Genomic DNA, 19,747 nt, shown 5'->3' with positions numbered 1-19,747 from the left:
CTCACGGTCAACGCACCGCGCTCACCGTCAACGCACCGCAGGCGAACGCTACTTCTTGCGGCGCCGCCCGCCCTTGGCCTGCCGCCGCCGCTCGGCCCGCGTCAGCCCGTCCGCCTCGGAGCGCACCGGCTCGTCGTCCTCCAGGTCGCGCTCCAGGATGCCGCCCTCGCCGTCCACGGTCGGCGCCGAGAAGTGCAGATCCCGCCGCTGCGGGACGTCCAGCCCCTTCGCGCGGATCTCCGGACGCGCCCCGGCCTGCGCCGGAACCGTCTCCGGAACACCCTCGCCGACCGGCTCCGCGACCTCGACCGGAACCTCCTCGACCTGCTGCTCGACCTGGACCTCCAGGTTGAACAGGTAGCCGACGGACTCCTCCTTGATGCCGTCCATCATCGCGGTGAACATGTCGAAGCCCTCGCGCTGGTACTCGACCAGCGGGTCCTTCTGCGCCATCGCGCGCAGGCCGATGCCCTCCTGGAGGTAGTCCATCTCGTAGAGGTGCTCACGCCACTTGCGGTCGAGGACCGACAGCACGACCCGGCGCTCCAGCTCACGCATGATCTCGGAGCCGAGCTGCGCCTCACGGGCCTCGTACTGCTCGTGGATGTCCTCCTTGATGGACTCGGAGATGAACTCCGCGGTCAGACCGGCCCGGTCGCCGGCGGCGTCCTCCAGCTCCTCGATGGTGACCTTCACCGGGTAGAGCTGCTTGAAGGCGCCCCACAGCCGGTCCAGGTCCCAGTCCTCGGGGAAGCCCTCGGCGGTCTCCGCCTGGACGTACGCGTCGATCGTGTCGTCCATGAAGTGCTGGACCTGCTCGTGCAGATCCTCGCCCTCCAGAACGCGCCGACGCTCGCCGTAGATGACCTCGCGCTGCCGGTTGAGGACCTCGTCGTACTTCAGAACGTTCTTACGGGTCTCGAAGTTCTGCTGCTCGACCTGCGACTGCGCGGACGCGATCGCGCGCGTGACCATCTTGTTCTCGATCGGCACGTCGTCCGGCACGTTGGCCATGGACATCACGCGCTCGACCATCTGGGCCTTGAACAGGCGCATCAGGTCGTCGCCGAGGGAGAGGTAGAAGCGGGACTCGCCCGGGTCGCCCTGACGGCCGGAACGACCGCGCAGCTGGTTGTCGATGCGCCGGGACTCGTGCCGCTCGGTGCCCAGGACGTAGAGCCCGCCGAGCGCCTCGACCTCCTCCTTCTCGGCCTTGACCGCCGCCTCGGCCCGCTCCAGCGCGGCCGGCAGGGCCGCGGCCCACTCCTCGATGTGCTCCTCGGGGTCGAGGCCGCGCTGGCGCAGCTCCGCCTCGGCGAGGTCCTCGGGGTTGCCGCCGAGCTTGATGTCCGTACCACGACCGGCCATGTTGGTGGCCACGGTCACCGCGCCCTTGCGGCCGGCCTGAGCGACGATCTGCGCCTCGCGCTCGTGGTGCTTGGCGTTGAGCACCTCGTGCTGGATGCCGCGCTTGCTGAGCTGCTGGGAGAGGTACTCCGACTTCTCGACGGACGTGGTGCCGACGAGGATCGGCTGGCCCTTCTCGTGCTTCTCGGCGATGTCGTCGACGACCGCCTCGAACTTGGCGACCTCGGTGCGGTAGATCAGGTCCGACTGGTCCTTGCGGACCATCGGCCTGTTGGTCGGGATCGGGACCACGCCGAGCTTGTAGATCTGGTGGAACTCGGCGGCCTCGGTCATCGCCGTACCGGTCATGCCGGAGAGCTTGTTGTAGAGGCGGAAGAAGTTCTGCAGGGTGATCGTGGCGAGCGTCTGGTTCTCGTCCTTGATGTCCACCCCTTCCTTCGCCTCGATCGCCTGGTGCATGCCCTCGTTGTAGCGGCGGCCGGCGAGGATACGGCCGGTGTGCTCGTCGACGATCATGACCTCGCCGTCGAGGACGACGTAGTCCTTGTCGCGCTTGAAGAGCTCCTTGGCCTTGATGGCGTTGTTCAGGTAGCCCACGAGCGGGGTGTTCACCGACTCGTACAGGTTGTCGATGCCCAGCCAGTCCTCGACCTTGCTGACGCCGGCCTCGTGGATGGCGACCGTGCGCTTCTTCTCGTCGACGTCGTAGTCGCCGGTCTCCTCGACGCCCTTGAGCGGGTTGCCCGCCTCGCCCCGCTTCAGGCGCGTGACCAGCTTGGCGAAGTCGCCGTACCACTTGGTGGCCTGGTCGGCCGGGCCCGAGATGATCAGCGGCGTACGCGCCTCGTCGACGAGGATGGAGTCGACCTCGTCGACGATGGCGAAGTTGTGTCCGCGCTGGACGAGCTCGTCCTTGGACCACGCCATGTTGTCGCGCAGGTAGTCGAAGCCGAACTCGTTGTTCGTGCCGTAGGTGATGTCGCAGTGGTACTGCTCGCGCCGCTGGGCCGGGGTCATGCTGGCGAGGATGCAGCCGACGCTCAGGCCCAGGAACTTGTGGACGCGGCCCATCATCTCGGAGTCGCGCTCGGCCAGGTAGTCGTTGACCGTGACGATGTGGACGCCGTCGCCGGACAGGGCGTTGAGATAAGCGGGCAGGGTGCCGACGAGGGTCTTGCCCTCACCGGTCTTCATCTCGGCGACATAGCCGAGGTGGAGCGCGGCGCCACCCATCAGCTGCACGTCGTAGTGCCGCTGGCCGAGGACGCGCTTGGCGGCCTCACGGACGGTGGCGAACGCCTCCGGGAGCAGGTCGTCCAGGCTCTCACCGTCGGCGTACCGCTGCTTGTACTCATCGGTGAGGGCCCGCAGCTCGGCGTCGGAGAGGTTCACGAAGTCCTCTTCGATGGAGTTGACCTGGTCCGCGATGCGGTGCAGCTTGCGCAGGATCTTGCCTTCGCCTGCACGCATGATCTTCGAGAGGACGGACACGGGGGTTTGTCTCCTTGCCGGTCGGGCCTGGGACGGTCGGTTTCCATTTGACTTACTGAGCAACGGCCATCGTATGCGAGGACCCGGCTGGGCCGGGAGGCCTGGCGGTCCGACGGCTGTTCGTCGCTGCTTCATCCAGGACAACGGACGGGGCATGCGCATAGTGCCGCATCCACGCGAGGAATTGCGCGAAATGTGATCACGTGCTCACGTATAGCGAAAATCCGTGGCCCGGCCGGGTACCGCCGAGCACAATCAGCCGATGGAACCCGTCACACTCGCCACGGACCGCCTGATCCTGCGCACCGTCGGCCCGCCCGACACCCAGGCGGTGTACGACGCCGCGCAGGACCCGGAGATCCAGCGCTGGACCACGGTGCCCTCGCCGTATCTGCCCGAGCACGCGAGCGGATTCACCGAGGAGCTGGTCCCCGACGGCTGGGCGCAGGGTTCGATGTTCACCTTCGGTGTGTTCCTCACCGGCGGGGAGCTCGTCGGCGTGCTCAGCCTCACCATGCGTTCGCTCGGCGTGGCGGAGGTCGGCTTCTGGGCGGCCAAGGAGCACCGCGGGCACGGTTACGTCACCGAGGCCGCGCTCACCGCCTGCCGCTGGATCTTCACCGAGGTCGGCGTCGACCGGGTGGAGTGGCGCGCCGAGGTCGGCAACCACCCCTCCCGCGCGGTGGCCGAACGCGCGGGGTTCACCATCGAGGGCACCCTGCGCTCCGCGCTCAACAACAAGGGAGTGCGCCGGGACTGCTGGGTCGGCTCCCTGCTCCCCTCGGACCTGGGCCTGCCGTCCACGGCGCCGTACCTGCCCGCGCGCGGCTAGCGAAACCGCAGCTCACCGCGGGTTGTCAGTGGCACCCTCTATCGTCCGGGTGCATGACGACCCTTCCGCGCCCGACCACCACCCTCACCGCGGACGACGCCCGCCGCATCGCCCTGCGGGCCCAGCGCTTCCTCGGCGCGCCCGACCGGCGGGCCGGAGTGCGCGGCGTGCTGCGCCACCTCGGCGCGGTCCAGCTCGACACGATCTCGGTGCTCGCCCGCTCCCACGAACTGGTGCCGTACGCCCGGCTCGGCGCGGTCGGCCGCAAGACCGTCGAGGCGGCGTACTGGAAAGACACGCACGCCTTCGAGTACTGGTCGCACGCGGCGTGCATCCTGCCCGTCGAGGAATGGCCGCACTTCGCCTTCCGCCGCCGTGCGTACCGCGACCGGCCGCACTGGAACCACGAGCTGCCCGAGGGGGTCTACGACCAGGTCGTCAAGCAGCTCCGCGCGGAGGGCCCGCTGACCTCCACGGAGCTGGGCGGTGCCAAGAAGACGAGCGACTGGTGGGACTGGTCCGGCACCAAGGTCGCGGTGGAGCGCGCGCTGATGTACGGCGAGGTGGTGTGCGTCGAGCGACGCGGCTGGAAGCGGGTGTACGACCTCGCCGAGCGCGCGATCCCGGACGCGCTGCTGCACGACGAGCTGGACGACACCGAGTGCCTGCGCCGCCTGGTCCGGCTGGCCGGCGAGTCCCTCGGCGTCGGCACCCGCGCGGACATCGCCGACTACCACCGCCTCAAGGGCGAGCAGGTCGACGCGGTGATCGCCGACTCGGGCCTGGTGCCGGTCGAGGTCGAGGGCTGGGGAAAGCCCGCCTGGGCCGATCCGGCGGCGCTGGCGGCACCGCCGCGCGGCCGGCACCGCACCACGCTGCTGTCGCCGTTCGACTCACTGGTCTGGGAGCGGGCGCGTACGGAGCGGATCTTCGGCTTCACCCACCGCCTGGAGGCGTACGTGCCCAGGCAGAAGCGGGTCCACGGCTACTTCGCGATGCCGGTGCTCGCGGGCGGCCGGCTGGTCGGACGGGTGGACCCGGCGCGCGAGGGCCGCACGCTGGTGGCCAGGCAGGTGACTCTGGACGGCCCGAAGGCGGTCCGGGCGGTCGCCCAGGCCCTGACCGAGGCGGCGACCTGGGTCGACTGCACGGACGTCCGGGTGGAGCGGGTGGACGCACCCAGCCTGCGCGAGCCCCTGACGAGGGAACTCGCCGGTCTGCTCGGGTAGGCGCTAGCGGATCTCGAGGATCTTCTCCCGCATCGCGTAGACCACGGCTTCCATCCGGGAGTGCAGCTGGAGCTTCTCCAGGATGTTGCGGACGTGGTTCTTCACGGTGTTCTCGGAGATGAACAGTTCCTTGGCGATGTCCCGGTTGTTCATCCCGGTGGCGACGAGCTTGAGGACCTCCAGCTCCCGGTCGGTCAGCCGCGGCGCGGGCACCAGCCGGCGCTCGTCGGTGCGCTGGATCATCGACTTGAACTCGGTGAGGAGCTTGGACGCCATGGACGGGCTGATCTGCGACTGCCCGTCGGCCACCGCGCGGATGGCGGTCGCCACCTCGTCCGTGGAGATCTCCTTGAGGAGGTAGCCGGTGGCGCCCGCCTTGATCGCGTCGTAGAGGTCGGCCTCCTCGTCGCTGATCGTCAGCATGATGATCTTGGCGCTGGGGGCGACCTCCTTGATGGAGGTGCAGGCCTCGATCCCGCCGCGCTTGGGCATGCGGACGTCCATCAGCACGATGTCGGGCAGCAGGTCTGCGGCCTTGTCCACGGCCTCGGCCCCGTCACCGGCCTCGCCGACGACCTGGATGTCCTCCTCGGCGGCGAGCACGATCTCCAGGCCGCGCCGGAAGAGGGCGTGGTCGTCCACGACCAGGACTCTGATCGGCTCCGCGCGCACGGCGCCCGCCTCCGGGCCCATGCCGACGACACCGTCGTCGCCCTCTTCGTCCCGCATCGGTCCGAAGGTGTCCGCCATCGTTCCTCCCCCTGAAGGCTGTGGCCTGTGGTCCTGTGCCATCGCCAACCCAAGGCAGCGGCCCACCGGTTGGGCCGGTCCGGTCATGATTTCATGCCCGGGCGGCACCGGGGTGACGTGCGAGGCGCGAACCGGTCGCACGCAGGTGCCCCTGGGGGCGCACACGCGCTTCCAGGGGCACCGGCTCGGCATGGGCCGGACAGGTCAGCCGCCGAGCGTGCCACCTGCCGCGGGGGGCTGCGCCTCAGCGACCATCGGGTCCGTGCTGAGGTGGATCACGCCGTAGTCGTAGGCGTGCCGCCGGTAGACGACGCTCGGTTCCTTCGTCTCCGCGTCGACGAACAAGTAGAAGTCGTGGCCGACCAGTTCCATCTCGTAGAGGGCCTGGTCCAGGCTCATCGGGGCGGCGACGTGGGTCTTCTCGCGGACGATGAGGGGGCCTTCTCCCTTGACCTCCAGCGAGCCGATCTTCTTCGTCGGCACTCCGTCCGTCTCTTCCTCATGGACGGGGAGGCCGTTGCCGTTCAGCGTCGCCGCGCCCGGGACGTGGTCGGGAACCTCGGCCGCCGAGATCCGGCGTGCGCCACGGCGCGAGAACCGCTTGTCGTGCTGCTTGCGCAACCGGGCGTCCAGCTTCTCCGCCGCCAGGTCGAGTGCCGCGTACGGGTCGCTGGCCGCCGCTTCCGCCCGGATCACCGGACCGCGGGAGCGGAGGGTGATCTCCACTCGGTCACAGCGGTCTGCCTGTCGCGGGTTGGGCTCCTTGGACACCTCGACGTCGAGGCTGATCACCTTGGCATCGAGCCTCTGGATCTTCTCCAGCTTCAGCTTCTCGGCCACGTGCTTGCGGAACCGCTCGGGCACCTCGGTCTTGCGGCCTTTGACGACGATGTCCACGCAGAACTCCGTTCCCGGATCGCTCCGCTCCATCGGCGGAGCATCTCCCTTTTGCACCAGGTCCGGTGAGCACCGGACCTCGGACTCGGTGACTTCCACCTCCTCCTCCCCCAAGGGCGAGATCTCCACCCCACCGGCACGGGTGATTGCCGAAAACCCGTGGCACGGCATTCGATATGAGAGGTGTGGCCTGCGCCTTTCCTCACAACCGAACATATCTCGCCCGGACGGATGTCGTCACCCTCTACTCCGGCGTACCTCCGTTCAGGTGAATTACCCCTCTCGCTACCTGCAACGACGCAGGTCGGCGGTCAGTTCCTGTTTATTTCGAAAGAATCCAGCGGAGCGGCGATCACAGCGGCACGGAGCGCATGCCCGAGGGTGTTCACGACCGTCTTTTCCGGTGCACCATGCACCCACTTCACGCCCTCCCACCGTGCTCCGCTCCGTCGTTCATCCCTTCCTTCCCGAGTTACGGCCCCGTACACGACTGTTCTCACTCCAGTTCCCTCCTCTGCCACCTCCCGGACAGCCCGGGCCGCCTCCGCGAGGCTGGCGCCCGTGGTGATCAGGTCGTCGACGAGCACGACGTGTCCCGCACCGAGCAGCCGGCCACCGCCCGCCGTCACCTCCAGCGCGCCCGCGAGGTTCGCCAGGCGCTGCCGCGCGTCCAGCCCGGCCTGGTCCGCGACCGGCCGACGCTGGCGGAGCACGGCCGCCACCCTGGCCGGCGTGCCGGTGCGCCGCAGCTCCCCGGCCGCCGCGAGCGCCATCCGCCGCACCGGATCGTGCCCGCGTGCCCGCACGGCCCACCGGGCGGAGGGCAAAGGCACGAGCAGCACGGTCCCGGAACCGACGGCACCGGCCCTGGAACCCGCGCCGACGCCCGGACCCGCCTCGGCGCCGAGGCCGCCGTCGGCGGTGACAGCGGCGCCGGTGCCGCCGAGGCCCGCCCGCACGGCTCCGGCCAGGGCCCTGCCCAGGGTCCCCGTGAGGGCCAGCGCGCCCCGCTCCTTGTGCGCGAGCAGCAGCGTGCGCACCTCCTCCGCGTAGGGGGCCACCGCATGCACCACCGGCAGCCCGGCCGGCTCCGGCACCGGCCGCACCCGCCGCGGTGCGCGGCCGTACAGCGCGTGCCGGCACCGCGGGCAGAGCACCGTACGAGGTGCTCCGCAGCCCGCGCAGTCGGTCGGCAGCACCAGGTCGGTGAGGTCCTGCCACCACCCCCGCATGTCCACCACTGTGCCAACGCGGGAGCGGCCCGGCCACCCCTGTGGACAACGCCCTGTGGACAACTCCGGGGAACGCGCACCGCCCTTCACTCACGCGAGTGAAGGGCGGGCATACGGCCATCCGGAGGAAACGCCGCGCGCGGCGCTCAGCCCGGATAGACCGGCGCCGTTCCGTCCTTGTCCACCTTCTGCCACTGCGCCCCGGACGGCAGCCGTACGATCCCGTCGTCCTGCGAGTAGGCCACCAGCGGCACCCGCTCGTCCTCGGACGCGGCGATCGACTTCACGCCGGTGAGCGCGCCCGGCGCCGGTCCGTCGAGCGTGGAGCCGTCGACCTGGACGTACCGCATCTGCAGCACACCGCCCTGCTCCCGGCCGGCCACGAGCAGCCTGCTGTCCCCGGCCCAGGACAGGGCACTGACCTGCTCCAGGTCGGGCGCCGCCGACCGCAGTTCGACCACCGATGTGCCCTGCCCCGTGCCGTCGTCGTGCTGGATCCGGCCGATGAGCAGGGACTGCTTGCCGGCCTTCTCCACCACGAGCGCGATCCGTACGCCGTCGGCGGCGACCCGCGCGTCGCTGATCCGGCCGGACAGGTCCGGGACCGCGACCTCCGCCGGTTTGGCGGCGCCCTGTCCGAGGACGTACAGCCGCGGATGGCGCGGATCCCGGTCCGCCACCCACAGATCGCCGCGGGCGTCCCAGCTCGGTGTCGTCAGCCGCTCGTCCGGGGTCGCGCCCTGGCTGGTCACCAGCGCCTGGCCCAGCGAACCGCCCGACGCCAGCGACGTCACGTACAACGACCTGCCCTGGTCGCCTACGCCAGCCCCGCTGTGCTCGTCCCGTGACACCGCCACCGACTCGAGCGCCTTGCCGCCCTCGCCCAGCGGACCGGGCACCGGCACGGCACTGGTGGTGGTGCTGCCGGTCGGCATCCGGACCAGCCGGTGCTTGCCGTCGAGGTAGTAGAGGTTCTCGGGGCTCTTGGCCGACCCGTGCCAGGCGGTGGCCTCGGCGCGCTCCTCGCTCAGGTCGCACAGCCGGTGGCCGCCGACGCCCTGCAACTCGACGGACTCCAGCGTCGGCGCCAGGTTCCGCAGCGTGAACAGCACCTGCGTCGCCATCTCCGTGCACCTGGTCGCCGCGACCTGGGACACCTTCAGGTTCAGCGGCACGGTCAGCTTGTTCTGGTCGTCCGGCGCCAGCCCCGACACGTCCTCCTGCAGGGCCGTGCCGGTCGGGAAGCTGGACCTGACGACCGGCCCGAGCCAGCGGGTGGGGCCGGCCACCAGCGAGCGGACCATCTGCGTCATCGGGTCCACCTTGCTGCGCACGAACACCGGATCGGCGACCGCGACCGGCTCCCCGGTGGACCCGCCCGTCGTGCCGGAGGCGAAGTAGTACTTGTCGACGGAGGTGTAGTTCCGCTGGAAGTCCGACTTGCCCATCACGACGCCGTCGGGCAGCCCGTCGATGCGCCACTGCCCGTTCTTGGGATCCCGGGCGAGGTGCACCTTCTTCTGGTAGGAGCCGTCGGCCGGCTGGTACGCCTGCTGTGAGTCCACCGTCGCTACCCTGCTGCCCGCGAGAACGCAGGTGACGCTGTTGGCCGTCTCGCGGCCGCTGCCCGCCCGGCAGTCCGGCTCGATGCTCGGCCCGTTGGCGAGGACGGTCGTCGACTGCTCCGGCCCCCAGCTGCGCGCCGCCTCGGGCGTCAGATACTTGCGGGCCGTGTCGTACGCCGGGTCGTCGCTGGTCAGGGCCTCCAGGAAGCCCTGCATGATCTCGGCGGGACCGGCGCCCTCGGCCGGCGGCATGGCGAACACCCGGACCCCGGTGTCCTGCCGCGGCGTGGACTCCACGTTCCGCAGATCCCCACTGTCCGGCATCGAGGCGCACCCGCCCAGCAGTACGGCCCCCAGGGCGGCGTACGCCACCGCGCGTCCCGGCCCGGGCCGGGCGCCCCCCCTGCGGTCAGCGCCCACGAAATGCCTCCCCTGGCTCGGTCGAGTCCTCCCTGCCGGCCGCATCCGGCCGGGCCGCGCCCGCGCCGGGTGCCGGACGCGTGGCGGGCCTGTCGTCCGCGCGCCCTGCGCCACCTGGGGGCCGGGGCACCACGCGCGCGCCGTTGCCGTTACCGGGCAGTGCGGCCGGGTCGGCGGCGGGGGCGGCAGACAGCCGCGGCGCGATCTGGGCGCGCGGCGGCAGCGCCGGCGCCTGGCTGCCGGTGGGCTGCACGGGAACGGTCGCCCGCTTCTCCTCGCCCCCGCCCGGCAGGCCTGCCTCGTCGAGGCCGCGGTTGCGGCGCGAGTCCTTGGGCTCCAGCGGTATCGGTGAACCCCGCAGCGGCTCGTCGGCGGTCCTGGGCAGCGTCAGCCGGAACTGGGAACCGCCGCCCGGCTCACCCCAGGCCTGCAGCCAGCCGCCGTGCAACCGCGCGTCCTCCAGGGCGATCGACAGCCCGAGACCCGTACCGCCGGTGGTACGCGCGCGTGCCGGGTCCGCCCGCCAGAAGCGGCTGAAGACCCGCGTCGCCTCGCCCGGCTTGAGTCCCACGCCGTAGTCGCGCACGGCGACGGCGACCGCGCCGCCCGCGGCGGCGAGCTTGACGACGACGTCCTTGCCCTCGCCGTGCTCGACGGCGTTGACGACCAGGTTGCGCAGCACACGCTCCACCCGGCGGGCGTCGGCCTCGGCGACGACGGGCTGCTGGTCGCCGACCACGCGTACGTGCGTGCCCTTGCGCTCGGCGAGCGGCTCGGCACCGCTGACCACACGCCGGACGACCTCCCTGAGGTCTATCGGCTCGGCCTCCAACGCCGCCGCGCCCGCGTCGAAGCGGCTGATCTCCAGCAGGTCGGCGAGCAGCGACTCGAACCGGTCCAGCTGGTCGGCGAGCAGCTCGGCCGAGCGCGCGGTCACGGGGTCGAAGTCCTCGCGCGCCTCATGGATGACGTCGGCGGCCATGCGGACGGTGGTCAGGGGCGTGCGCAGCTCGTGCGAGACGTCCGACACGAACCGGCGCTGCATCCGCGACAGGTCCTCCAGCTGCTGGATCTTCACCTGGAGGTTCTGCGCCATCTTGTTGAAGGCCTCGCCCAGACGCGCGATGTCGTCCTCGCCGGTGACCTTCATCCGCTCCTGCAGCTTGCCCGCGGACAGCCGCTCCGCGATCCCGGCCGCCATCCGCACCGGCGTGACGACCTGGCGCACCACCAGCCAGGCGATGGCACCGAGCAGGACGACGACGAACAGACCGGCGGTCGCGAGCGTGCCCTTGACCAGGCTCAGCGACTTCTCCTCCTGCGTGAGCGGGAAGAGGTAGTACAGCTCGTACGGCCGCCCGTTCGGGTCGTTGACCTGCTTGCCGATGACCAGCGCCGGCTGCGACTCCTTGCCGTTGGCGTAGACGATCCGGGTGTAGCTCTGAGCGGCCGTCGTACCGCTGTTGACGCGCTCGCGCAGGTCGTCGGGGATGCTGGACGTCGGGTTGACGTTCCCGGAGCCGCGGGGGCTGCGGCCGCCGCCGCTGTCGTCACCGACGGGCAGCGTGACGACGTCGAAGGCGCCCGCACCGCCGCTGGACAGCGACTCCACGAGGTCGCTCATCCACGGGATGACGTTCTGCGACTGCCGGCCGTCCGCGGTCGCGGTGCCATCGGCGGTGGCGCTCCCCGCGGCCGCGCCCTTGTCGGCGCCGCTGGCGGCCTCGTCCGCCTTCTGCTTGGCCACCGCGAAGCCGCCCGTGGCCTGGCTCTGCGAGGCCCTCACCTTCGCATCCAGCAGGCCGTTGCGCACCTGCCCGATCACGACGAAACCCAGCAGCAGCACCACGCCCAGCGACATCACGAGCGTCGTGGCGACGACCCGTAGCTGGATGTTGCGCCGCCACAGCCGCATCACCGGCAGCAGCGGACGGCGCACCCAGCGCAGGAACAGCCTGATGACGGGGCTGCGCTGGACCCCGCCCTCGAGCAGTCCGCCCTCGAAGAGATTCCTGAACCGGGCACCCGCCGTCCGGCCGACAGGCCGCCCCGGACGGGCCCCGGACCGCCCGGGAGCCGAAGCGGCGCTGTCCCCGGACATGTCAGCTCGGTCCGGCCTTGTAACCGACACCACGGACGGTCACCACGATCTCGGGCCGCTCCGGGTCCTTCTCGACCTTGGAACGCAGCCGCTGGACGTGCACATTCACAAGCCGCGTGTCGGCGGCGTGGCGGTAGCCCCACACCTGCTCGAGCAGCACCTCACGGGTGAACACCTGCCACGGCTTGCGGGCGAGCGCGACCAGCAGGTCGAACTCCAGCGGGGTCAGCGCGATGGACTGCCCGTCCCGCTTCACCGAGTGCCCGGCCACATCGATGACCAGGTCACCGATGGTCAGCTGCTCCGGCGCCGGCTCCTCCGACCTCCGCAGCCGCGCCCGGATCCGGGCGACCAGCTCCTTGGGCTTGAACGGCTTGACGATGTAGTCGTCGGCGCCCGACTCCAGGCCCACGACCACGTCGACGGTGTCGCTCTTCGCCGTGAGCATCACGATCGGCACGCCGGACTCCGCCCGGATCAGCCGGCACACCTCGATGCCGTCCCGGCCGGGCAGCATCAGGTCGAGCAGAACCAGATCGGGTTTGGTCTCCCGGAAAGCGGCCAGCGCCTTGTCGCCGTCGGCTACGAAAGACGGCTCAAAACCTTCACCACGCAGCACGATGCCGAGCATCTCGGCCAGTGCGGTGTCGTCGTCGACGACAAGGACTCGTCCCTTCATAAACGACATCATCCCATTCTCGTAACAGTGACAGAGGCGCTGGTGAGCGAGGTCACTGGCCGGTGACGATAGTCGTACGAGGGCGTCACTGTCTGCCCCCGTCCGCCGGCGCCGATGTCAGGGACGGCTGCCGGGCGCCCCGCGAGGATGCCGCGACAGGTGACACGGGCCATGCGGCAGGGGAAGCCGATCAGCCGGTCGTCACCTGGCGTGACCTGGCGCACAGCTCCGCAAGAGCCTGGGCCGTCACGGGCGAGACGATCCCCTCCTCGGTGACGATGGCCGTCACCAGCTCGGGCGGCGTCACGTCGAACGCCGGGTTGTACGCCTGGGTCCCCAGCGGCGCCACCGGCACCCCTCCTCCCGCTCCCGTCACCGGCACATGCGGCACGGCGACCTCGGTCACCTCGAAGCCGGGTCGCTGCTCGACCTCGATGGACGCCCCGTCCGAGGTGTCGGGATCGACCGTCGTCACCGGCGCCACCACGATGAACGGCACATGGTGGTACCGCGCGAGCACGGCGAGCGGATAGCTGCCCACCTTGTTCGCCACCGAGCCGTCGGCCGCGATCCGGTCCGCCCCGATCAGCACCGCGTCCACCTCACCGGCCGCGAGCAGCGAACCCGCCGCGTTGTCGGTGAGCAAGGTGTACGCCATGCCGGTGCGGGCCGCCTCGTACGCCGTGAGGCGAGCCCCCTGCAGCAACGGGCGCGTCTCGTCCACCCACAGCCGCCGCAGCCGCCCCTGACGGTGTGCCGCGAGCGCCACCGCGAAGGCCGTGCCCTCACCGCCCGATACCAGCGAACCGCTGTTGCAGTGGGTGAGGATCCGGTGTCCGCCGCCGGGCAGCAACTCGTCCAGCAGCGCCAGTCCGTGGGCCGCCATCAGGGCACTGGCCTCGGCGTCCTGCCGGTGCAGCGCCCGCGCCGCGACCAACGCCGCCGTCGCCGCCTCGGTGGGATCGCCGCCCGACGCCAGCGCGTCCTGATACGCGGCCTGGGCACGGCGCACGCCGACGGACAGGTTCACCGCCGTGGGCCGGGCACCCTCGAGAGCCCGCGCCGCCTCGGCCACGTCGAAGCCACGCGCGGCGGCGAGCGCGACACCGTACGCCCCCGCGATCCCGAGCAGCGGCGCCCCCCGCACGGCGAGCGAACGGATCGCCTCCACCAGCGCCGACGCGTCGGTGCACACCAGCTCGACCTCCTCGGTCGGCAGCCGCGTCTGATCGAGAAGCACCAGCACAGGGCCTTCGGGCGGTTCCTCCCATCGGATCGCAGGTATCTCGGTCGACCGCTTGTCCCCGTCGGTTCGCGCCTGCTGATCAGCCATGCCGTCAGTCTGCCCCGGATCCGGCGAACAATTGAAGGCATCCAGCGCCCACCGCGGCCGGTCCCTCGATGACCACCCCATGGCACGATGGCTGCCAACCTGCCGCCGCGACCGCGGACGGGCACCGAGAAGGAGCTTCGATGACAGACACTCCGGGCTGGGCCTCGCCCGGAACCGCCCCGTCGAACGAGGAGCGGGAACCCGGCGCGTCCGGTCCCACCGAGCCTGCCGACCGCCCCGGCCACACCCCGCCCGCACCGCAGCCGGGTGCCCAGCCGCCGGGCCCAGGCGTGAAGTGGTCCAAGGAGCAGCCGCCACCCGGACAGTGGTCCGCGCCCACCGGTGCCCCCAGCCCGCAGCAGACCCCGCCTCCCCCGCCGCCCGGCCCGGGCTGGACCGGACAGCCGCCCGGCGGCTATGGAGGCGGGTACGGCGGCCCTCCCGCCGGCTACGGCGGTTACGGCGCCCCAGGCGGCCCCGGAGCCTGGGGCGGCGGCTGGGGTGGCCCCCCGCCCGCGGCCAAGCCCGGCGTCATCCCGCTGCGCCCGCTCGGCGTCGGCGAGATCCTCGACGGCGCCGTCTCCACCATGCGCACCCACTGGCGCACAGTGCTCGGCATCTCGCTCACGGTCGCTCTGCTCACCGAAATCAGCCTCGTCCTCCTGCAGGGCTTCGTGCTGAACGACGCCCTCGCCCAGGTGCGGGTCGGCAACCGCGCCGCCAACCCCGACGAGGTGTTCCGCGCCCTGCCCGACATGATGATCGGCGCCGGCATCATCGCTGTGGTCACCACGATCGCCGTGGTCATCGCGACCGCGCTGCTGACGACCATCACCAGCCGTGCCGTTCTCGGCAGGACGGTCAGCCTCGGCGAGGCCTGGCGCGACGCCCGCCCGCAACTCCCCAGGCTGTTCGGCCTGATCCTCCTGCTGGGCCTGATCGTCTTCGGCGTGATGGCCGGCGGAGCGCTGCCCGGGATCCTCGTCATGGCCGTCGGCGGCGACGTGGTCGCGGGGGCGGGCCTGCTGGTCCTGGGCCTCCTCGCAGCCTCCGTCGTCACGACATGGCTGGTGATCCGCTTCTGTCTGTCCACTCCCGCCCTGATGCTGGAACGCCAGAGCGTCGTGAAGGCCCTGAGCCGCTCCGCGAAGCTGGTACGCGGCTCCTGGTGGCGCACGTTCGGCATCATGCTGCTCACCGGGCTCATCGTCCGGATCGTCCAGGTACTCATCGCCATCCCCTTCGCCGTCATCGGGGCCGCCGTGAGCGGCGACGGCATCACCGACCTGCTCGGGACCGGCGGCGGTCACACCGGCTGGGCGTACCTGATCATCCAGGGAATCGGTGCGCTGATCGGCAGCGCACTCACCCTGCCGATCAGTGCGGGCGTCACCGTGCTCCTCTACATCGACCAGCGCATCCGCCGCGAGGCCCTCGACCTGGAACTGGCCCGCGCCGCCGGGGTCCAGGCCTCCGGCGCAGGCGCCCCCGGCCCCGTCCCGGGGAGCTGATGCGGTGAGTCCGACGGGGGGAGTACTCACGGCGGCGGCCCGCACCGGCGCCGGCGAGACAGTCGTACGAGGCCTGCTGCGCGCCGCGGGCACGGCCGTCCGCGCAGCCGGAGGCTCGGGAGACGAGCCACCGGTGACCATCCCGCGCGGTCCCGCGCGGGAGGCGGCGCGCCGCGAGCTGTCCAAGCGGATGTACCACGAGAACGACCCCGGGCTGTTCCAGCGCGCACTGAACGCCTTCTGGGACTGGCTCGACCGGCTGTTCAACTCTGCTGCGTCGGCCACACCCGGCGGCACGACCGGCCTGGTCGTCGTGGTCCTGTTCGTCGTCGCCGTCCTGGCCGCCCTGTGGTGGCGCCTTGGCACCCCGCGCCGGCAACCCTCATCCTCCGCCGCCACCCTGTTCGACGACCGACCCCGCAGCGCCGCCGAACACCGCGCGGCCGCAGCGGCGCACGCGGCCCAGGGCCACTGGAACCAGGCCGTGCAGGAACGGATGCGGGCCATCGTCCGCTCCCTGGAGGAGCGCACCCTGCTCGACGTCCGCCCGGGCCGCACCGCCGACGAAGCGGCCGCCGAGGCCGGCCGGACCCTGCCCGCACACACCGGCCGACTGCGGTCCGCTGCCCGCGAATTCGACGACGTGACATACGGCGGACGCAGAGCGGGCGAGCAGTCGTACCACCGCATCGCCGAACTCGACCGCGACCTGGAACTCGCCAGGCCCGCCCTCACCCACAGCACCACGAGCGCGGCCCACACCACCCACCCGGGGGCCGCCGAGTGACCGCCGAGGCCACGCTGCCGACGACCTCCACCGCGCCCACCGCCCGGCAGGTGTGGACCCGCGCGCGAGGCATCACGCTCGCCGCCGTGCTCGTCCTGGTGGCGGCCGTCGCCATGGCCGCCGTACGCTCCACCGATCGGCACGGCGAACTGGATCCGCGCTCCGCCGACCCCTACGGCAGCCGTGCCGTCGCTCAACTCCTCACCGACCGGGGCGTCTCCACGCGCGTGGTCACCTCGCTCGGAGCCGCACGGAACGCCGCCGGGGCGGACACCACCCTCCTCGTCGCCGTACCCGACCTGCTGACGAGCAGTCAACAGGCCCAATTGCACAAGGCAACCGCGACCGCCGGCGGCCGCACCGTCCTGGTCGCGGCCGGCAGTTCCTCCGTCGAACGACTCGCCCCCGGGGTCACCGCAGACCCCGCCACCAGCGGCGCCACCACGCTCGCCCCCGACTGCACCCTGCCCGAGGCCCGGCGAGCCGGCAGTGCCGACACCGGCGGCATCCGCTACACCACCACCCGCCCCGACGCCGACCGCTGTTACCCCAGCGCGCGTCTCGCCACGCTGCTGCGCATCCCCGAGGCATCGGGGGGCGGCGACACCGTCGTGCTCGGCGCGCCCGACATCCTCTACAACGACCGCCTCGACAAGCAGGGCAACGCCTCGCTCGCCCTTCAACTCCTCGGCTCCCGCCCCCATCTGGTCTGGTACCTCCCCTCACTCTCCGACGCCTCGGCCACCACCGGCGGCGACCGGAAGGACTTCCTCGACCTGCTCCCCTCGGGCTGGCTCTGGGCCACCCTGCAGCTCTTCATCGCAGCGGTCCTCGCCGCCTTCTGGCGGGCACGCCGCTTCGGCCCCCTCGTCCCCGAGAAACTCCCCGTCGCGATCCGCGCCTCCGAGACCGCCGAAGGCCGCGCCCGCCTCTACCGCAAGGCCGACGCCCGCGACCGCGCGGCCACCGCTCTTCGCTCCACCACCCGCATCCGCCTCGCCCCCCTCGTCGGCATCCCCGTCACCCAGGCGCACACGCCCGAGGCGCTGCTCCCCGCCCTGGCCGCCCACCTCACCGGCGACCAACAGGCCCTGCATTCCCTCCTCTTCGGACCGCCGCCCGGCGACGACACGGCCCTCATCGCACTGACCGACCAACTCGACGCCCTCGAAAGAGAGGTACGCCGTTCATGATGGACCCGACCACTGACAACGCCGGGAACACCGGGGACGCGGGCACCGCCCGAGCCTCCCTGGAAGCCCTGCGCGCCGAGATCGCCAAAGCCGTGGTCGGCCAGGACCCCGCCGTGACCGGCCTCGTCGTCGCCCTCCTGTGCCGCGGACACGTTCTCCTTGAAGGAGTCCCCGGAGTCGCCAAAACGTTGCTCGTCCGCGCCCTGGCATCCGCGCTCGAACTCGGCACCAAGCGCGTCCAGTTCACCCCCGACCTGATGCCGAGCGACGTCACCGGCTCCCTCGTCTACGACACGCGCACCGCCGAGTTCTCCTTCCAGGAGGGCCCGGTCTTCACCAACCTCCTGCTCGCGGACGAGATCAACCGCACCCCGCCCAAGACCCAGTCGTCCCTCCTCGAAGCCATGGAGGAACGCCAGGTCACGGTCGACGGGACCCCGCGCCCCCTCCCCGAGCCGTTCCTGGTCGCCGCGACCCAGAACCCGGTCGAGTACGAGGGCACTTATCCCCTCCCCGAGGCGCAACTCGACCGTTTCCTCCTGAAACTGACGATCCCTCTGCCCTCCCGGCAGGACGAGATCGACGTCCTGACCCGCCACGCCTCGGGCTTCAACCCCCGGGACCTGCGCGCCGCCGGCGTACGCCCCGTCGCGGGACCCGCCGACCTGGAAGCGGCCCGCGCCGCCGTCGCCAAGACGACCGTGTCCCCCGAGATCACCGCCTACGTCGTGGACATCTGCCGCGCCACCCGGGAGTCGCCCTCCCTCACCCTCGGCGTCTCGCCGCGCGGCGCCACCGCCCTGCTGGCCACCTCCCGCGCCTGGGCCTGGCTGACCGGCCGCGACTACGTCATCCCCGACGACGTCAAGGCACTCGCCCTGCCCACCCTGCGCCACCGGGTCCAGCTGCGCCCCGAGGCCGAGATGGAAGGCGTGACCGCGGACTCCGTCATCAACGCCATCCTCACGCACGTCCCGGTCCCTCGCTGATGGCACTCACCGGACGCGCCGCCCTCCTCGCGGCACTCGGCTCGATCCCCGTCGGCATCCTGGAACCCGGCTGGACGGGCATCCTCGCGGTCAACGGCCCGCTGGCCCTCGCCTGCGCCTGCGACTACGCACTCGCCGCCCCCGTACGACGGCTCGTCCTGTCCCGGTCCGGCGACACCTCCACCCGTCTCGGCGAAGCCGCCGACGTCACGCTCACGATCACCAACCCGTCCCGTCGCCACCTGCGGGCACAGCTGCGGGACGCCTGGCCACCCAGCAGCTGGCAACCTGACACCGAGGTCGAGGCCTCCCGGCACCGTCTGACCGTGCCTCCGGGCGAGCGCCGACGAGTGACGACCAGGCTGCGCCCCACCCGCCGCGGAGACCACCAGGCCGACCGCGTGACGATCCGCTCCTACGGCCCCCTCGGGCTGTTCTCCCGCCAGGGCGCCCACAGGCTGCCCTGGTCCGTACGGGTTCTGCCCCCGTTCACCAGCCGAAAGCATCTCCCGTCGAAACTCGCCCGATTGCGTGAACTCGACGGCCGCACCAGCGTGCTGACCCGCGGGGAGGGAACCGAGTTCGACAGCCTGCGCGAGTACGTCCCCGGAGACGACACCCGCTCCATCGACTGGCGAGCCACCGCACGCCAGTCCGCCGTCGCCGTCCGCACCTGGCGTCCGGAACGCGACCGCCACATCCTGCTCGTCCTGGACACGGGCCGCACCTCGGCCGGCCGCGTGGACGACGCACCGCGCCTCGACGCCTCCATGGACGCCGCGCTCCTCCTCGCAGCCCTGGCCTCCCGAGCCGGCGACCGCGTGGCGCTCCTGGCGTACGACCGCCGGGTCCGCGCCCTCGTCCAAGGCCGCTCGGCAGGCGACGTACTGCCGGGCCTGGTGAACGCGATGGCCACACTGGAACCGGAACTCGTCGAGACCGACGCCCGGGGCCTCACCGTGGCAGCGCTGCGTACGGCGCCTCGCCGGTCCCTGATCGTGCTGCTCACGACGCTCGACGCGGCCCCCGTGGAGCAAGGTCTGCTCCCCGTGCTTCCGCAGCTCACTCAACGGCACACCCTTCTCGTCGCCTCAGTGGCCGACCCGCACATCGCCCGCATGGCAGAGTCCCGGGGCAGTGCAGAGGCGGTGTACGAGGCAGCGGCGGCGGCTCAGGCGCAGAGCGAGCGTCAGCGCACCGCCGAGCAGCTGAGACGGCATGGCGTGACCGTTGTGGACGCGACGCCTGAGGATCTGGCACCGGCGTTGGCAGACGCGTATCTGGCTCTGAAGGCGGCGGGCCGCCTCTGATCGGTCCTGGCTCAGCCGCCCTTCGGGGTACTGCGGGCCAATAAACGGCCGGCCATAAAC

Annotated in this window: 15 protein-coding genes; 7 read left to right on the top strand and 8 right to left on the bottom strand. The window is 71.5% G+C overall.

Going from position 1 to position 19,747, the window contains the following annotated elements; genetic code table 11:
• Positions 1-48: 48 nt before the first annotated feature.
• Complete coding sequence (gene secA / locus ABB07_RS23250; protein WP_208900520.1) at positions 49-2,859, bottom strand: preprotein translocase subunit SecA; 2,811 nt, start codon at positions 2,857-2,859, stop codon at positions 49-51.
• A 262-nt stretch (positions 2,860-3,121) separates the two neighbouring features.
• On the opposite strand from secA, the gene ABB07_RS23245 reads away from it, so the two are divergent.
• Both ABB07_RS23245 and ABB07_RS23240 read left to right on the top strand, forming a co-directional pair.
• Positions 3,122-3,691 (top strand): GNAT family N-acetyltransferase, encoded by a 570-nt coding sequence (locus tag ABB07_RS23245; protein WP_208900519.1) that lies wholly within the window; start codon positions 3,122-3,124, stop codon positions 3,689-3,691.
• A gap of 53 nt (positions 3,692-3,744) precedes the next feature.
• Positions 3,745-4,920, top strand: coding sequence for a winged helix-turn-helix domain-containing protein (locus ABB07_RS23240; protein ID WP_208900518.1), 1,176 nt, complete (start codon positions 3,745-3,747; stop codon positions 4,918-4,920).
• A 3-nt stretch (positions 4,921-4,923) separates the two neighbouring features.
• On the opposite strand, the gene ABB07_RS23235 is transcribed toward ABB07_RS23240, so the two are convergent.
• The 7 genes from ABB07_RS23235 to mtnA form a co-directional block, all read right to left on the bottom strand.
• Positions 4,924-5,670: a response regulator gene (locus tag ABB07_RS23235; RefSeq protein ID WP_208900517.1), complete on the bottom strand. Its 747-nt coding sequence runs from the start codon at positions 5,668-5,670 to the stop codon at positions 4,924-4,926.
• Positions 5,671-5,874: 204 nt separating this feature from the next.
• Positions 5,875-6,567, bottom strand: a complete 693-nt coding sequence (gene hpf / locus ABB07_RS23230; protein ID WP_388759058.1) for a ribosome hibernation-promoting factor, HPF/YfiA family — start codon at positions 6,565-6,567, stop codon at positions 5,875-5,877.
• A gap of 311 nt (positions 6,568-6,878) precedes the next feature.
• Complete coding sequence (locus ABB07_RS23225; RefSeq protein ID WP_208900515.1) at positions 6,879-7,799, bottom strand: ComF family protein; 921 nt, start codon at positions 7,797-7,799, stop codon at positions 6,879-6,881.
• Positions 7,800-7,945: 146 nt separating this feature from the next.
• The gene (locus ABB07_RS23220) at positions 7,946-9,784 is read right to left on the bottom strand and encodes an LpqB family beta-propeller domain-containing protein (protein WP_244189479.1); all 1,839 of its coding nucleotides are present in this window, start codon (positions 9,782-9,784) and stop codon (positions 7,946-7,948) included.
• Positions 9,774-11,885 carry an MtrAB system histidine kinase MtrB gene (mtrB, locus tag ABB07_RS23215; protein ID WP_208900513.1) on the bottom strand — a complete coding sequence of 704 codons (2,112 nt, stop codon included), beginning with the start codon at positions 11,883-11,885 and terminating at the stop codon, positions 9,774-9,776. The genes ABB07_RS23220 and mtrB overlap by 11 nt, the downstream gene beginning before the upstream one ends.
• Position 11,886: 1 nt before the next feature.
• Positions 11,887-12,576: a two-component system response regulator MtrA gene (gene mtrA, locus ABB07_RS23210; RefSeq protein ID WP_191870552.1), complete on the bottom strand. Its 690-nt coding sequence runs from the start codon at positions 12,574-12,576 to the stop codon at positions 11,887-11,889.
• 178 nt (positions 12,577-12,754) lie between these two features.
• Positions 12,755-13,897, bottom strand: coding sequence for an S-methyl-5-thioribose-1-phosphate isomerase (gene mtnA / locus ABB07_RS23205; protein ID WP_208900512.1), 1,143 nt, complete (start codon positions 13,895-13,897; stop codon positions 12,755-12,757).
• A 140-nt stretch (positions 13,898-14,037) separates the two neighbouring features.
• Here mtnA and ABB07_RS23200 point away from each other — a divergent pair, with 140 nt between their 5' ends.
• Genes ABB07_RS23200 through ABB07_RS23180 form a run of 5 tightly spaced genes read left to right on the top strand, consistent with a single transcriptional unit; the run spans position 14,038 to position 19,687 of the window.
• On the top strand, positions 14,038-15,408 hold the full coding sequence (locus ABB07_RS23200; protein WP_208900511.1) for a DUF7847 domain-containing protein: 1,371 nt from the start codon (positions 14,038-14,040) through the stop codon (positions 15,406-15,408).
• 4 nt (positions 15,409-15,412) lie between these two features.
• Positions 15,413-16,195 carry a DUF4129 domain-containing protein gene (locus ABB07_RS23195; protein WP_208900510.1) on the top strand — a complete coding sequence of 261 codons (783 nt, stop codon included), beginning with the start codon at positions 15,413-15,415 and terminating at the stop codon, positions 16,193-16,195.
• Positions 16,192-17,388, top strand: coding sequence for a DUF4350 domain-containing protein (locus ABB07_RS23190; RefSeq protein WP_208900509.1), 1,197 nt, complete (start codon positions 16,192-16,194; stop codon positions 17,386-17,388). Before ABB07_RS23195 ends, ABB07_RS23190 begins: the two co-directional genes overlap by 4 nt.
• Positions 17,388-18,377, top strand: a complete 990-nt coding sequence (locus ABB07_RS23185) for an AAA family ATPase (protein WP_208903582.1) — start codon at positions 17,388-17,390, stop codon at positions 18,375-18,377. The genes ABB07_RS23190 and ABB07_RS23185 overlap by 1 nt, the downstream gene beginning before the upstream one ends.
• Positions 18,377-19,687: a DUF58 domain-containing protein gene (locus tag ABB07_RS23180; RefSeq protein ID WP_208900508.1), complete on the top strand. Its 1,311-nt coding sequence runs from the start codon at positions 18,377-18,379 to the stop codon at positions 19,685-19,687. Before ABB07_RS23185 ends, ABB07_RS23180 begins: the two co-directional genes overlap by 1 nt.
• The last annotated feature ends 60 nt before the right edge of the window (positions 19,688-19,747 follow it).

The organism is Streptomyces incarnatus (genome assembly GCF_001027185.1).
GTDB classification, from domain to species: domain Bacteria; phylum Actinomycetota; class Actinomycetes; order Streptomycetales; family Streptomycetaceae; genus Streptomyces; species Streptomyces puniciscabiei.
The sequence above is the reverse complement of the archived record's forward strand: the minus strand, read 5'-3'. Positions and strand labels throughout refer to the sequence as shown.